General features: G+C 73.5%; 16 protein-coding genes. 3 read left to right on the forward strand and 13 right to left on the reverse strand.

What is annotated here, in order from left to right; genetic code table 11:
* Nucleotides 1-18: 18 nt before the first annotated feature.
* Nucleotides 19-588 (reverse strand): TetR/AcrR family transcriptional regulator, encoded by a 570-nt coding sequence (locus FGW37_RS02300; RefSeq protein ID WP_179079507.1) that lies wholly within the window; start codon nt 586-588, stop codon nt 19-21.
* Between the two features lie 28 nt (nt 589-616).
* Between FGW37_RS02300 and FGW37_RS02305 the strand changes: the two genes are divergently transcribed.
* A complete protein-coding gene (locus FGW37_RS02305; protein WP_179079508.1) occupies nt 617-1,441 on the forward strand; it encodes a hypothetical protein in 825 nt (274 codons plus the stop codon).
* Here FGW37_RS02305 and ctaF read toward each other — a convergent pair.
* The 10 genes from ctaF to gvpO form a co-directional block, all read right to left on the reverse strand.
* Nucleotides 1,438-1,827: an aa3-type cytochrome oxidase subunit IV gene (gene ctaF, locus FGW37_RS02310; RefSeq protein WP_179079509.1), complete on the reverse strand. Its 390-nt coding sequence runs from the start codon at nt 1,825-1,827 to the stop codon at nt 1,438-1,440. The two genes, FGW37_RS02305 and ctaF, sit on opposite strands and share 4 nt — an antisense overlap.
* Nucleotides 1,824-3,506, reverse strand: coding sequence for an aa3-type cytochrome oxidase subunit I (gene ctaD / locus FGW37_RS02315; RefSeq protein ID WP_179079510.1), 1,683 nt, complete (start codon nt 3,504-3,506; stop codon nt 1,824-1,826). Before ctaD ends, ctaF begins: the two co-directional genes overlap by 4 nt.
* A gap of 105 nt (nt 3,507-3,611) precedes the next feature.
* The gene (locus FGW37_RS02320) at nt 3,612-3,893 is read right to left on the reverse strand and encodes a gas vesicle protein K (RefSeq protein WP_179079511.1); all 282 of its coding nucleotides are present in this window, start codon (nt 3,891-3,893) and stop codon (nt 3,612-3,614) included.
* Nucleotides 3,890-4,075 carry a gas vesicle protein GvpJ gene (gene gvpJ, locus FGW37_RS02325; RefSeq protein WP_179079512.1) on the reverse strand — a complete coding sequence of 62 codons (186 nt, stop codon included), beginning with the start codon at nt 4,073-4,075 and terminating at the stop codon, nt 3,890-3,892. The genes FGW37_RS02320 and gvpJ overlap by 4 nt, the downstream gene beginning before the upstream one ends.
* Entirely contained in the window at nt 4,072-4,932 is an 861-nt protein-coding gene (locus tag FGW37_RS02330; protein ID WP_246430221.1) for a GvpL/GvpF family gas vesicle protein, read from the reverse strand. Before FGW37_RS02330 ends, gvpJ begins: the two co-directional genes overlap by 4 nt.
* A complete protein-coding gene (locus tag FGW37_RS02335; RefSeq protein ID WP_179079513.1) occupies nt 4,922-5,293 on the reverse strand; it encodes a gas vesicle protein in 372 nt (123 codons plus the stop codon). Before FGW37_RS02335 ends, FGW37_RS02330 begins: the two co-directional genes overlap by 11 nt.
* Complete coding sequence (locus FGW37_RS02340) at nt 5,290-5,502, reverse strand: gas vesicle protein GvpG (RefSeq protein WP_382035795.1); 213 nt, start codon at nt 5,500-5,502, stop codon at nt 5,290-5,292. Before FGW37_RS02340 ends, FGW37_RS02335 begins: the two co-directional genes overlap by 4 nt.
* Nucleotides 5,499-6,215 carry a GvpL/GvpF family gas vesicle protein gene (locus FGW37_RS02345; RefSeq protein WP_179079514.1) on the reverse strand — a complete coding sequence of 239 codons (717 nt, stop codon included), beginning with the start codon at nt 6,213-6,215 and terminating at the stop codon, nt 5,499-5,501. Before FGW37_RS02345 ends, FGW37_RS02340 begins: the two co-directional genes overlap by 4 nt.
* Nucleotides 6,212-6,637: a gas vesicle structural protein GvpA gene (locus FGW37_RS02350; RefSeq protein ID WP_179079515.1), complete on the reverse strand. Its 426-nt coding sequence runs from the start codon at nt 6,635-6,637 to the stop codon at nt 6,212-6,214. The genes FGW37_RS02345 and FGW37_RS02350 overlap by 4 nt, the downstream gene beginning before the upstream one ends.
* Before the next feature lie 126 nt (nt 6,638-6,763).
* A complete protein-coding gene (gene gvpO, locus FGW37_RS02355) occupies nt 6,764-7,084 on the reverse strand; it encodes a gas vesicle protein GvpO (protein ID WP_168091853.1) in 321 nt (106 codons plus the stop codon).
* Between the two features lie 253 nt (nt 7,085-7,337).
* Between gvpO and FGW37_RS02360 the strand changes: the two genes are divergently transcribed.
* Nucleotides 7,338-8,750: a type I glutamate--ammonia ligase gene (locus FGW37_RS02360; RefSeq protein WP_246430222.1), complete on the forward strand. Its 1,413-nt coding sequence runs from the start codon at nt 7,338-7,340 to the stop codon at nt 8,748-8,750.
* 27 nt (nt 8,751-8,777) lie between these two features.
* Nucleotides 8,778-9,923 (forward strand): amidohydrolase family protein, encoded by a 1,146-nt coding sequence (locus tag FGW37_RS02365; protein ID WP_179079517.1) that lies wholly within the window; start codon nt 8,778-8,780, stop codon nt 9,921-9,923.
* Between the two features lie 15 nt (nt 9,924-9,938).
* Here the strand turns inward: FGW37_RS02365 and FGW37_RS02370 are convergent, their stop codons facing one another.
* Together FGW37_RS02370 and FGW37_RS02375 are read right to left on the reverse strand one after the other, a co-directional pair.
* Entirely contained in the window at nt 9,939-11,189 is a 1,251-nt protein-coding gene (locus FGW37_RS02370) for a hypothetical protein (RefSeq protein WP_179079518.1), read from the reverse strand.
* 139 nt (nt 11,190-11,328) lie between these two features.
* On the reverse strand, nt 11,329-12,645 hold the full coding sequence (locus FGW37_RS02375) for a cytochrome P450 (protein ID WP_179079519.1): 1,317 nt from the start codon (nt 12,643-12,645) through the stop codon (nt 11,329-11,331).
* Nucleotides 12,646-12,714: the final 69 nt, after the last annotated feature.

Genomic DNA, 12,714 nt, shown 5'->3' on the forward strand with positions numbered 1-12,714 from the left:
CCCGGACGGGCGCCGCCCCTACTGCAACAGCCGGCTCTGGACGAGTGTCATGACCTCGGCCGGGCTGCGTTCGCCGTGGTCGACGTCCAGGAGGCGGTTGCCGATCCACACGGTGAAGCACAGCGTGCAGCGGACCTCGACGTCGTCGGGATCGGCGCAGAATTCGCCGAACAGCCCGCGCAGGTAGTCCATCCGCCGGTTGTCGACGCGTCGCAGCCGTTCCGCCACCGCCGGGTCGCGCCGCGACCAGTCGCGTACCGCGAAGTCGGTGAAGATGTCGGTGAGCAGGCCGTCGCCGGAAGCGGCGACGGAGAACAGCCGCCGCAGCCTGGTCCGCGCGTCACCGCCGGCGGACTCGGCCTTCTCGATCACCGCCGTGGTCGCGTCCCCTTCCCAGGCGTCGAGCATCTCCTCCAGCAGGGCCTGCCGGTCGGCGAAGTGCCAGTAGAAGCCGCCCCGGGTGACGCCGAGCGCCTTGGCCAGCAACTCGATCCGCACCGCCTCCACTCCGCCGGAGGTCAGAGCTTTAAGGCCCGCGGCAATCCAACTGCCGCGCGCGGTACGCGGAGGCGCCGCGGCGGCGGCCATTGCACGGCCGTGGGCTTTGTGGGCCGCCGTGGCCGTGGCGACGGTCACCGCGGTGCTGCACACGTTCGTGCAGGCCACCCCGACCGTCGACGCGCTGATGGCCGGCGACGCCGCTGAGGAGGCTCAGCAGGGGCTGCGGATGATGTGGCACGGCATGTCGGCGATCGCCTGGAGCTACCCGGTCGTCCTGGTGCTCCTGCGGCACCGGCCGGCCGCCGTCACCAGGCCGGCACTCGGCTGCGTCGCGCTGCTGAACGGCTCACAGGCGGTGTCGTACGTGGCGACCGGGCTGGGGGGCGACGGCACATCCGGGCTCCTGTCCCTGCCGGAATGGGCGCTGCACGCTTCCGTAGCAGTCCTGGCCTGGTCGGCCCGCCCGGCCAGGCCCCCGGACAGGCCTGCGCCGCAGACTCGCCGCAGCCGCGGACGGCTGGTGCTGCTGTGGCTCGCGGTCGCCTTCTCCGGCTACATGGCCGTCTTCCACTTCGTCTACGGCACCTTCGACTCATGGCCGGCCCAGTTACTGGACAGCGACACCGCCCTCGACCCGAAACTGACGCTGTACGCGATGTGGCTCTTCAGCTGCGTGCTGTTCTGCACGCCCCCGTTGACCGTGCTGTGGTCACTGCGGGCGGGCACGGAAGGGGGCCGGTTCCTCCTCTTCTACGTCGCCGTCCTCGTGACGGCCCTGGCGGTGTCGTGGACCCTCTCGAAGGCGCTCGGGGTCGCACCCGGCCTGCCGCCGGTCGGGCCGGTTTCCCTCGGCCTCAACGCCGCTCTCACCGCTCTGAGCGCACGGCCTCGGCCACGACCGGGGAATCGAACCGCCGAAGAGCCGCCGGACCCTGCCTAGTCGCGCTGAACGTACTGGAAGGACATGCCGCCCACGCCCGCGGCCAGGACGCCGAAGCCGATGATGAACAGCCACAGGCCGAAGACGATGCCCAGGGCCGAGAGGGCGGCGCCCAGGGCGGTCAGGGCCGGGTAGGCGCTGCGCGGCGGGAAGAAGTCCAGGGGGCCCGCCCGCTCGGCGATGTCGGCCTTCTTCCGGTCCTCCGGCCGGGCGCCCCGGCGGCGGTAGTTCATGGTGAAGAAGAACGCCATCAGCGCCGCCATGACGAAGGAGACCGTCAGCGCCGCGGTCCCCGCGGGCTCACGGCCGGAGAGCCAGACGTAGACGCCTCCGGTGGCGAGGAAGAATCCGGCGACGCCGGCGAAGAGGACCGCCTCTGTCTTCACTTGGGGATGCTCCTCGTCGGCGCCGGCTCCAGGACTTCGGGGTGGTGCAGGTCGAAGGCGGGGGAATCGGAGCGTACCCGCGGCAGGGCGTGGAAGTTGTGGCGCGGCGGCGGGCAACTGGTGGCCCACTCCAGGGACCGGCCGAAGCCCCAGGGGTCGTCCACGGTCACCTTCGGCGCGTGGCGGGCGGTGTACCACACGTTGTAGAGGAACGGCAGGGTCGAGATGCCGAGCAGGAAGGCCCCGATGGAGGAGACGGTGTTCATGAGGGTGAATCCGTCGGCGGCCAGGTAGTCGGCGTAGCGCCGGGGCATGCCCTCCTCACCGAGCCAGTGCTGCACCAGGAAGGTGATCTGGAAGCCGGCGAAGAGGGTGAAGAAGTGGATCCTGCCGAGGCGCTCGTCGAGCATCCGCCCCGTCCATTTGGGCCACCAGAAGTAGAAGCCGCCGAACATGGCGAAGACGACCGTGCCGAAGAGGACGTAATGCAGGTGCGCGACGACGAAGTACGTGTCGGTGACGTGGAAGTCGAGCGGCGGGGAGGCGATGAGGACGCCGCTGAGCCCGCCGAGCAGGAAGGTGACGAGGAAGCCGGTCGCCCAGAGCATGGGGGTCTCGAAGGAGATGCTGCCGCGCCACATGGTGCCGATCCAGTTGAAGAACTTCACTCCCGTGGGGACGGCGATCAGGAAGGACAGCAGCGAGAAGAACGGCAGCAGGACGGCGCCGGTGGCGAACATGTGGTGCGCCCACACGCTGGCCGAGAGCATGGTGATGGCGATGGTCGCGCCGACCATTCCGGCGTAGCCGAAGAGCGGCTTGCGGCTGAAGACCGGGATGATCTCGGTGATCACGCCGAAGAACGGCAGGGCGACGATGTAGACCTCGGGGTGGCCGAAGAACCAGAACATGTGCTGCCACAGCACCGCGCCGCCGTTGGCCGCGTCGAAGACGTGCGCCCCGAACTTCCGGTCCGCCTCCAGGGCCAGCAGGGCCGCGGTCAGCACCGGGAAGGCGAGCAGCGCCAGGATCGAGGTGAAGAGGATGTTCCAGGTGAAGACCGGCATGCGGAACATCGTGAGGCCGGGCGCGCGCAGGCAGACGATGGTGGCGATGAAGTTCACCGAGCCCAAGGTGGTGCTCAGGCCCGCGACCACCAGGCCCATCGCCCACAGGTCGCCGCCGGCACCGGGTGAGAAGACGGCGCTGTTGAGCGGGGCGTAGGCGAACCAACCGAAGGACGCGGCCCCGCCGGGCACGACGAATCCGGAGACGACGATCAGGCCGCCGAGGAGGAACAGCCAGAAGGTCATCGCGTTGAGGCGGGGGAAGGCCACGTCCGGGGAGCCGATCTGCAGGGGCATCACGGCATTGGCGAATCCGGCGAACATGGGCGTGGCGAACAGCAGCATCATGACGGTGCCGTGCATGGTGACCAGCTGGTTGTACTGGGTGGCGCTGACCATCTGCAGCCCCGGCCGGGCCAGCTCCGCCCGCATCACCATCGCCATCAGCCCGGCGAACAGGAAGAAGCAGAAAGCGGTCACCAGATACATGTTTCCGATCACCTTGTGATCGGTGGTGGTGAGGTAGGTGAGCATTCTGTTGCCCAGCCGGAGGTGCGGACTGTCGGCGGTCTCCGCCGTCCCCTCGGGTCTCTCCTGCTCCAGCTGCGGCATCGCCCCTCCGTGGGCCCTTGCCCGTTACGGCGGGCGCCACGTGTGTAGCCGTGGCCGCCGTCGCACAAACCAGGGCTGGGCCATTCGGACGGGTGGGGCGCCGGCTCACTCGCGCGGCAGCAGGGAGCCCAGCGGGCCGAGGTCGAGGTTCAGGTCGCGCAGCTCCAGACCGTAGTGCGCGCACAGCTCCCGCATGCGCCGCTCCAGCAGCATCAGCGTGAGGCCGAGGCGCTCCTCCTGCTCCTCGCTCAGCCCGCCCAGCTCCACCCGGCGCAGCGCCTGCGCCTCCATCAGCCGGCGCAGGAGTTCCACCACGGTCAGCACGATCGTGACGAGGTCGCGTTCGACGGCCTCCTCGTCGAGCTCCAGGCGGCGGCGCGTCGTCATGGGGGCTCCTCCCCTTCGACCGAGCTGATGAGGGCGCGCAGGTCGACGCGGACGAGGTCGACGTCGGCGATGCTCAGGGTGAGGTCCCCGGCCAGCACGACGCCGCCCGCGAGCAGCCGGTCGAGGAGGTCGAGCAGCGACAGGCGCCGCTCGGCGAGGGGGCCGCTGCCGCCGCCGGTCACGGTGTGCCCGCGTCGTGGGCGGGTTCCCGCGAGGGCTCGCCGGTCACGAACGAGTACGGCGCCCACGGCCCGGTCAGCTCCACGCGCAGCCCGTCCCGGGGCGCACGGCCGGCCAGCCCGGCGACGGCGGCGGTGAAGGCGGGGCCGCGCTCGCGGGGCACGAGGTAGGCGGCGTTGAGGACGTTGCGGCCCGGGTGCCCGGTGAGGCGGGGGTTCTGCGGAGGGTAGAGCCGGGTCTCCTCCGCGAGGGTGGCGAGGGCGGCGTGAATGCCGCGCGCGGCCTCGTCCACGTGCCGCCACTCCTCCTCGCGCGCCTGCCGTTCCGCAGCGCGCCGGCGGAGGTAGTCGCGGCCGGACGTGGCGGCGCGCGGCGCTCGTGGGCGGGCCCGGGAAGGCGGGCCCGGGGGCGGGGCGGCCGGCGGCGGCCCGGCGGCGCCCTCCGCCACCGTGTGGATCTTGACCCCCCACTCGGCGCGGCCCTCCAGCCGGTCGAGGGCGGCACCGAACGCGGCGTGCCGGGACGTCAGCATGCGGCGCACGCCTGCCTCGTCGCGGTAGACGGTCGCGAGCCGCAGCGGCAGGACGCACGGGGCACCGGCCGACGCCGCGTCGACCACCCGCTGGTGGCCGCGCGCGACGTGCTCCAGCCAGGCGAGGTCCTCCAGCCGCTCGCGCAGCCCCTCCTCGTCGAACTCGGCCGCGGGGACGGGCCCCACCAGGACCACGAGGTCGCCCTCCCGCACCGCGCGCACCGGCTCGCCGGCCACACCGGTGACCGTCTCCAGCCGGCTCCCGGCGCCACCGGTGTCCCGCAGGACGGCATAGGCGTACAGCAGTTCCATACGGTCACGGTTCACCGGAACTCCTCCTTTCGGGTCCTTCGAGCTCTTCGAGCCCGTCGTGTGCTTCGCGCCCGTCGTGTGCTTCGAGTTCGGCGATACGGGACCGCAGCCGTGCGTTCTCCGCATCCATGGCGCGCCGGCGCGCCCCCGAGGACAGGGAGGGATCGCTCTCCCACCAGTCGATGCCCATCTCCCTGGCCTTGTCGACGGAGGCGACGACCAGGCGCAGCTTGATGGTGAGGAGCTCGATGTCGAGGAGGTCGACACGGATGTCGCCGGCGATGACGATGCCCTTGTCGAGCACGCGCTCCAGGATGTCGGCGAGGTTCGCCGAGCTGCCGCCGCCGGAGAGCGAGGTCTCGGACCGGCCGGTCATGCCGCACCTCCTCCGGGCTGCTGCCGGACCGCTTCCATGCGGTCCAGCAGGGCGTCCTCGCGCCGGTCGAACTCCTCCTCGTCGATGGCGCCGCTCACCAGCTGCTCCTCGAGCACCTCGAGTTCGCGCCGGACGGCCGCCGGGTCGTGGTGGAGGCGCTCGGCCTCGGCGACGACCCGGCGCAGCACCCAGCTCACGAAGGTGATCACGTCGCGAAGCTGTACGGCGGGAGCGGACCGCTGACCTTGATGTCCAGCTGCGGGTGGCGCTCGCCGAGCCGCCCGGCCTCCGCCAGCAGCCGCCGGGCGGCGGACTCCTCCACGAGGAAGGACACGTTCAGGAACCAGCCCGCGCTCTCGGGGCCGTCCCGGTGCTCCTCGGCCAGGGGCACCAGCGCGTCGCGCACCAGCCCGGCGTCCAGGACCTCGCGTTCGCGCATGCTGTTCGCGACCATCTCGCCGAAGCGCAGCCGCTGTTCGTAGGAGCCTCCGCCGGCGGCCTTGTTGGCCTCGGCCAGGGCCCGCAGCTCGGCGTTCCCCGCGAGAACGAGGTGCAGGGCGGCGTCCTCCCGGTGCACGGCCTTGACGTTGTACTCCACACGGCCGGCGAGCCGGTCGAGCTGTTCCTCGTAGCGGCCGGAGTGCTCGGACAGCACCTCGGCCACCTTGTCGTCGCTGTCGGAGACGCTGCCGAAGCGCATCGGCAGCACGGGGGTGCGGCGGCCGGCCGCCGCCAGCACCTCCTGGTGGGCCAGCAGGTCGCGGCGCTTGGGGCGCAGCTGCTCGGGGCAGTCGCTGACGACCGCGGCCAGGCCGTCCCGGCTCACCACCCGTACGGGGCGTGGCGGGTCCCCGATGCCGGTGAGGCCGTCGGGCAGGTCGGTGCCGGCGGCGCGCGCGATGCCGTAGACGTAGGTGGTCACTCGGTGTCCTCCTTCTTGCGGGAGGTGGAACGGCGGCTGCGGCTCGTCTCCTCGCCGCGGTCGCGCACCTGGTGCAGGGCGTCGGAGACGGTCTGCGCGGCGCCGGACAGGGCGCCCTTGGTCTTGCCGTGGGCGCCGCTCTCGGTCACCTCGCCGACGAGTTCGGGCAGGCCGGCGCTCTTGTGGGGCCCGGATTCCAGGTCGAGGCGGTTGCAGGCCTCCGCGAAGCGCAGGTAGGTGTCGACACTGGCGACGACGACGCGTACGTCGATCTTCAGGATCTCGATGCCGACCAGCGAGACGCGTACGAACGCGTCGATGACCAGCCCGCGGTCCAGCACCAGTTCGATCACGTCGTACAGACCGCTGGTGCCGCCACCGGCGGCGGAGCCGGTGCCCGGTTGCGCAGGGACAACGCTCATCTCGGGCGGTTTCCTCTCGTCTTGTTCTCTCGTCACGGCGCGACCGGCGCACGGCGGTCCGTACGGCCCGGGGGCTCGTGCTCCGCCCGGGGGCTGGTGCTGCGCGGCTCGCCCGCAGCAGAAAGCTCAGCGGGCGTCGGACCTGCCGCGCTCGTAGCGCCGGACGCGGCGGTAGCCGGTGAGCAGGCCGTCGGGGCCGAGGGTGAGCTCGTAGAGCGCCATGACGCTCATCGTCTCGGGGATCCGGGCGACCTCGACCGCCTCGGCCTCCAGCGTCCAGCCGTCCTCGGTCCGCTCGAACCGGGAGACGCCTTCGGGCTGCAGCCCGGTCAGTTCGGCGAACTGCTCGCGGGCCGCGCGGAGTACCTGGGCTGCGGTGAGGTCCGGCCGTGTTCCCGCTTCCGGGCCCGTGCCGGTCTCGTCGGGTATGTCTGCCTTATCAGTCATGAAGAGCCTCGTCCTGCGGATACCGCGTCCCGGCGGACCCAAACACCCGATCACGGCGTCGAGGTCCTCTGGTGGATCGCGATCGTCGTCATCGTGCTCCGGCTGCTCGGCTTCCTCGTCCGCTCCGGCGGGGGGCGCTGGTACCGCTGGTAGCCCCGGCCGGGGCGTCCTTTGCCCGCCGGGCCCGCCACCGTACGGTGTAATGGCCCGCACAAGGCGGTCGAGGGCACGGCACCGGCACCCGGGAGCGAGCGTGGAGACACCACCGCACGAGGCCGCGGCCTCGGCAGCGCGCCAGGAGGCGGCGCGCCTGACGGCCAAGGACGTTCACGGCGTCGCACTGACCTGGGTCGACAACGCGGGCATCGCGCGCGCCAAGGCCGTCCCCACCGCCCGGCTCGCCCACGCGGCGCAGTGGGGCGTCGGCATGTCCCCCGTCTTCGACGTGTTCCTCAGCGACGACTCCGCCGTCACCAGCGCCCGCATCGGTGGGCCCGACGGGGACCTGCGTCTCTTCCCCGACCTCGACCGGCTGACCGTCCTCGCCGCCCAGCCGGGCTGGGCCTGGGCCCCGGCCGACCGCTTCGAACAGGACGGCACCCCCTACGCGGCCTGCCAGCGCGGCTTCGCGCGGCGCATGGCCGAGCGGGCCGCGCGCTCCGGCCTCGAACTGCGCATGGGCTACGAGACCGAATGGGTCGTCACCCACGCGACGGGAGCGGACGGCGAGGGGGACGGGCCGCAGGCGCCGGGGCCGGACCGGACGCCTCCCGGCCCCGCCCGGCGCTACGCCGGCCCCGGCCCGGCCTACGGCATGACCCGGATCACCGGGCTCTCCGGCTACGTGCGCGACGTCCTGCAGGCCCTGGCCGCCCAGGACATCGTCGTGCTGCAGATCCACCCGGAGTACTCCCCCGGCCAGTTCGAGGTCTCCACCGCCCCGTCCGGCCCGGTGGCCGCCGCGGACGACGCGGTGCTCGTACGGGAGACGATCCGCGCCGTGTCCGCGCACCACGGCCTGCACGCCACGTTCGCCCCCGTGGTCGAGTACGGGTCCGTGGGCAACGGCGCGCACCTCCACCTCAGCCTCTGGAAGGACGGCGCCAATCTGTGCCGCGGCGGCGACGGCCCGTTCGGGATGACGCGGACCGGCGAGGCGTTCCTCGCCGGCGTCCTGCGCGCGCTTCCCGAGCTGCTGGCCGTCACCACCCCGCACCCCGCCGGCTACCTGCGGCTCGTACCGTCCATGTGGGCGGGGGTCTTCCAGTGCTGGGGGCCCGAGAACCGGGAGGCCGCCCTCCGCTTCATTCCCGGCCCGGCGCAGGACCTCCAGGGCGCCAACGCCGAGATCAAGTGCATCGACGCGACGGCCAACCCGTACCTGGTGGCCGGCGCGGTCATCGCCGCCGGACTCGACGGCATCGACCGGCAGTGCACCCTGCCGGCCCCCGTCAGCGGCGATCCGGCGGTCACGCACGCCCGGGTTCCCCGTCTGCCGGCCGGCCTGCCGGAGGCGCTCGAGCACTTCCGCGGCTCGGCCCTCCTGCGCGAGGCCCTCGGAGAACCCCTCTACGAGGCCTTCCTCGCCGTCCGCGAAGGCGAGCACGCGCGCCTGCAGCACCACACCCCGGAAGCCGTCGTCGCGGACCTCCGGCACCGCTACTGACCCGACGTCGTGAAGAAGGCGGCAGCCATGGCGAACCGGACAGCGACCGCACCGCCCGCCGAGCAGCCCCCCGGCGGCGGGCTGGTGGACCACCACTGCCACGGCGTGGCCCGGGGCCCGCTCAGCGCGTCCCGCTTCACGGCGTACCTGACGGAGTCCGACGCACCGGCCGCCGACGGCACCACGTTCTTCGACAGCCAGCTGGGCTTCGCCGTGCGCCGCTGGTGCCCGCCGCTCCTCGGTCTCCCGGCCCACTGCCCGCCCGCCGGCTACCTGGCCCGGCGCGCCGAGCTGGGCGCGGACGAGGTGAACCGGCGGCTGCTCGGCGCCACCGGAATCACCGACTACGTCGTCGACACCGGCCTGGCCGACGACCTCACCACCCACCACGAGCTCGCCCGCGCAGGCGGAGGGCGCGCCCACGAGATCGTGCGGCTGGAGACCCTCGCCGAGCACACGGCGGACAAGGCGGGCACCGGCCGGGAGTTCCTCGACTGCCTGCAGGAAGCGGTGCACGCGGCGGCCCGCACCGCCGTGGGCTTCAAGTCGGTGGCCGCCTACCGCCACGGGCTCGACTTCGACCCGGCACCGCCGGGCCCCGGGGAGCTGCGGGCCGCCACGGACGGCTGGCTGGCCGCGCGGGAGCCCGGCGGCCGCCTCCACGACCCCGTGCTCCTGCGTCACCTGCTGTGGACGGCGGCCGCGACCGCGCTGCCCCTGCAGATCCACACCGGCTTCGGCGACCCCGACCTGAGCCTCCACCGCAGCGACCCGGCGCTCCTCACCGGCTTCATCAAGGCGGTGCGGCCGACGGGCTGCCCGCTGGTCCTGCTGCACGCCTACCCGTACCACCGCAACGCGGCCTATCTGGCCCAGGTGTTCCCGCACGTCTACGCCGACGTCGGGCTGACCCTCTCCTACACCGGGGCGCGGGCCACGGCCGTCCTCGCCGAGGTTCTGGAGCTCGCCCCGTTCGGGAAGGTGATGTTCTCCACCGACGCCTACGGGCTGCCGGAGCTGTACGTCGTCGGCACCCGCCTGTTCACCCGGGCGCTGGAGCGGTTGACGCAGACGTGGGCCGGTGAGGGCGCATGGCCCGCAGCCGAAGTGCCCCGGATCACGGGGCTGATCGGATCGGAGACGGCGCGGCGGCTCTACAAGCTCCCGGGGTGAGCTCCCGACGGGGCGTCAGCGTGCCACCCCGGGCCAGGGCTCCTCCGCTTCCTGCAGGCGTGCGCGGATGTGCTCGGCCGCGCCCTCGCCCCCGGGAATCCGCTCCCACAGCGCGAGCAGGGCGGGGGCGAGGCGGACCGCCCCGTCGCCGCTGTGCTGCCAGCAGTAGTGCGCCCGCTTCACCGCGGCCACCACCTCCTCGTCGGCCGGTCCGCTGCGGCCCAGGCGTACGCCTGCGGCCGTCATCCACAGCTCGGCGGCCCGCGCATGGTCACCCGCCATGCGCGCGAGGTCCGCGCGGACCTCGACCCACAGACCCGCCTCGGGACTGTCCGGGCCGTGGCGGCGCAGGGTCTGCTGCTCGCCCGCGGCGGCCATGGCCGCGGCCTCGTTGTGCCGCCCGGCGTGGGCGGCGGCGAGGATGACCGGCAGCAGGTCGTCCCGGGGCGGGGCCTGCTCTTCGGCGGGGGCGGGCGCTACGGGCACCGCGTGCGCCTCGGGCTGCTGCACCGGCGCAGGGTGCGGCCGGGGGGCGGGGGCAGGTGCCGCCGCGGGCCGGGGCCGGGTGCGTGGGCGGGCGGCCGCGGCGACGTTGGCCAGGACCGGTCCCGGCACGCCCCACTGCAGGGGCAGCGTCTCCGCGCCCAGGCCCGCGCCGAGCAGGGCCCGTTGGTGCAGGGCGGACGCGTCGAGCACGGCGCCGGCCCGGTGGTCGCCGGTCTGCAGCGCTTCGAGGAGCGCCCGCGTGTACGGGCCCGCTTCGCGCGCGGCGACCGGCGGGGCGGGGTGGACGACGCCGAACAGCGGGACGCCTTGCGAGAGTTCCCCGGAATGCGCGCCGCTCTCCACGTGCGGCCTGGCGGCCGGGTCGGCCTCCAGGTCGGCCAGCACCAGCACCGGGCCCGCGTGGGCCTGCAGGGTGCGCAGCAGCCAGGCCCAGGGCAGGCCGGTGTAGCGGACGGTGGCCGGGGTGCTGCCGGGCAGGGCCAGGTGGAGCTCGCCGCCGCGGCGGGCCGGGATCATCAGCCGTCCGGTCACCCAGACCAGGAGCGGGCCGGGCACGGCCGCGGCGTGCTGCAGATAGGCCAGGGCGCTCTGCGGCCCCTCCACGGCGGGCAGTTGTACGACGTCGACGGCGTCCGCGGCGAGGAAGCGGCGGGGGTTGGCGCCCGCAATGGCATGTGCGGTCGGATTCGGCAGGACACCTCGTCGCCGGTCAGGCGTACCGTCCAGTAACAGCACACAACCCCGGGCCGTGTCGACCACTACGCACTTCCTCCCTGGCAGCACACAAAGGCACAGGCCACTGTAGAGCCCATGGGCACGGGCAGGGGAAGAACGTCCCTCCCGCCACCCCGGACGGTGGGACGGCAGACGGTCGGAGCAGGTCAACCCGGGGGTGGAATCAGCCGTTTCGCGTGCGGCCGGGCGGCGTCGCGCGGACGGGAAGGTGCCGCGGGCCGCGGACGAGGAGGCCGGGGCGGTAGGGAAGGAGCGCGGGGTCGGTCGCGAGGGAGAGCTCCGGCATCCGGGAGCCCTCACCGAAGAGCATCGGAAGCGCGATCTCCGCTTCCAGCCGGGCCAGCCGCGAGCCGAGGCAGAAGTGCGGGCCGTGGCCGAAGGCGGCGTGGGGCGCGGCCCTTTCCCCGGTCCAGTCGCCGGTCCTGTCGCCGGTCCTGCCGCCTCCCCCTTCACCGGCTGCGGCGTAGCGGGCGGGCCGGAACGCGTCCGGTTCGGCAAAGACCGCCGGATCGCGGTTGGCGGCGGCGAGGACCACGAGGACCGAGGCATCGGCCGGCAGGACCACGCCCTCGCCCAGGTCGACCTCCTCGGTCGTGCGCCGCCACGTCGTCCCCTCCAGCGGGCTCGCGTGCCGCAGGGCCTCCTCGGCCACGGCGGCCCAGCCCCCGGGGCCGCCCTGCCGGGCCGCGGCCAGCTCCCGGGGATGGGTGAGCAGCAGGAGCGAGGCGGACGCCAGCAGGTTCATGGTCGTCTCGTAGCCGGCGAAGAGCAGCAGGAACGCCATCGCCAGCAGTTCGCCGTCGTCCAGGCCGCCCTCGCCCGTATCGTGGATCAGGGCGCTGAAGAGGTCGTCCCCGGGTATCCGGCGCTTGTGCGCGATGAGGGCCGTGAAGTAGGCGTGGAGGGACGTCCAGGCCTCGTCGACGGCTCCCGCGGGCAGGGCGTCGGCGGGCGATCCGACCCGGTACGTCCAGGTGCGCAGGTCCGCCCGGTCCGCGGCGGGCACGCCGAGCACCTCGCCGATGACGAGGACCGGCAGGGGGAAGGCGAAGGCGTCGACGAGGTCGGCGGTGCCCTCGCGGGCCAGCCCCGCGGCCACGTCCGCCACCAGCTCCGCCGTGAGCTGCTCGATGCGGGGGCGCAGGGCGTCGACCCGGCGCGGGGTGAACGCGGCCGTGGTCAGCCGGCGCAGCCGGGTGTGGTCGGGTGCGTCGGTGTTGAGCATGTGGCGGGCGAGGCAGCCGCGGGCGCGCTGTGCCGGCGAGTCGGGTTTGGGGCGTCCCGCGGCGTGCGGGGGGACGTTCGAAAAGCGCGGGTCGGCGAGGACTTCCCGGGCCTGCCGGTAGCCGGTGACCAGCCAGGCCTCCGTGCCGTTGGCCAGCGCCACCCGCGCCGCGGGGCCCGTCGTGCGCAGCCGTGCGTAGTAGGGGTACGGGTCGCGTGCGAAGTCGGGGTCCGCCGGATCGAGGGTATCGAGCACCCGTTCATCCTCGTCCGTCCCACGCGTTTACGGACAGCGGGGCCGGCGCCAGTCCCGGCGAGGGGTACC

This window comes from Streptomyces rectiverticillatus, assembly GCF_013394065.1.
Lineage (GTDB): Bacteria > Actinomycetota > Actinomycetes > Streptomycetales > Streptomycetaceae > Streptomyces > Streptomyces rectiverticillatus.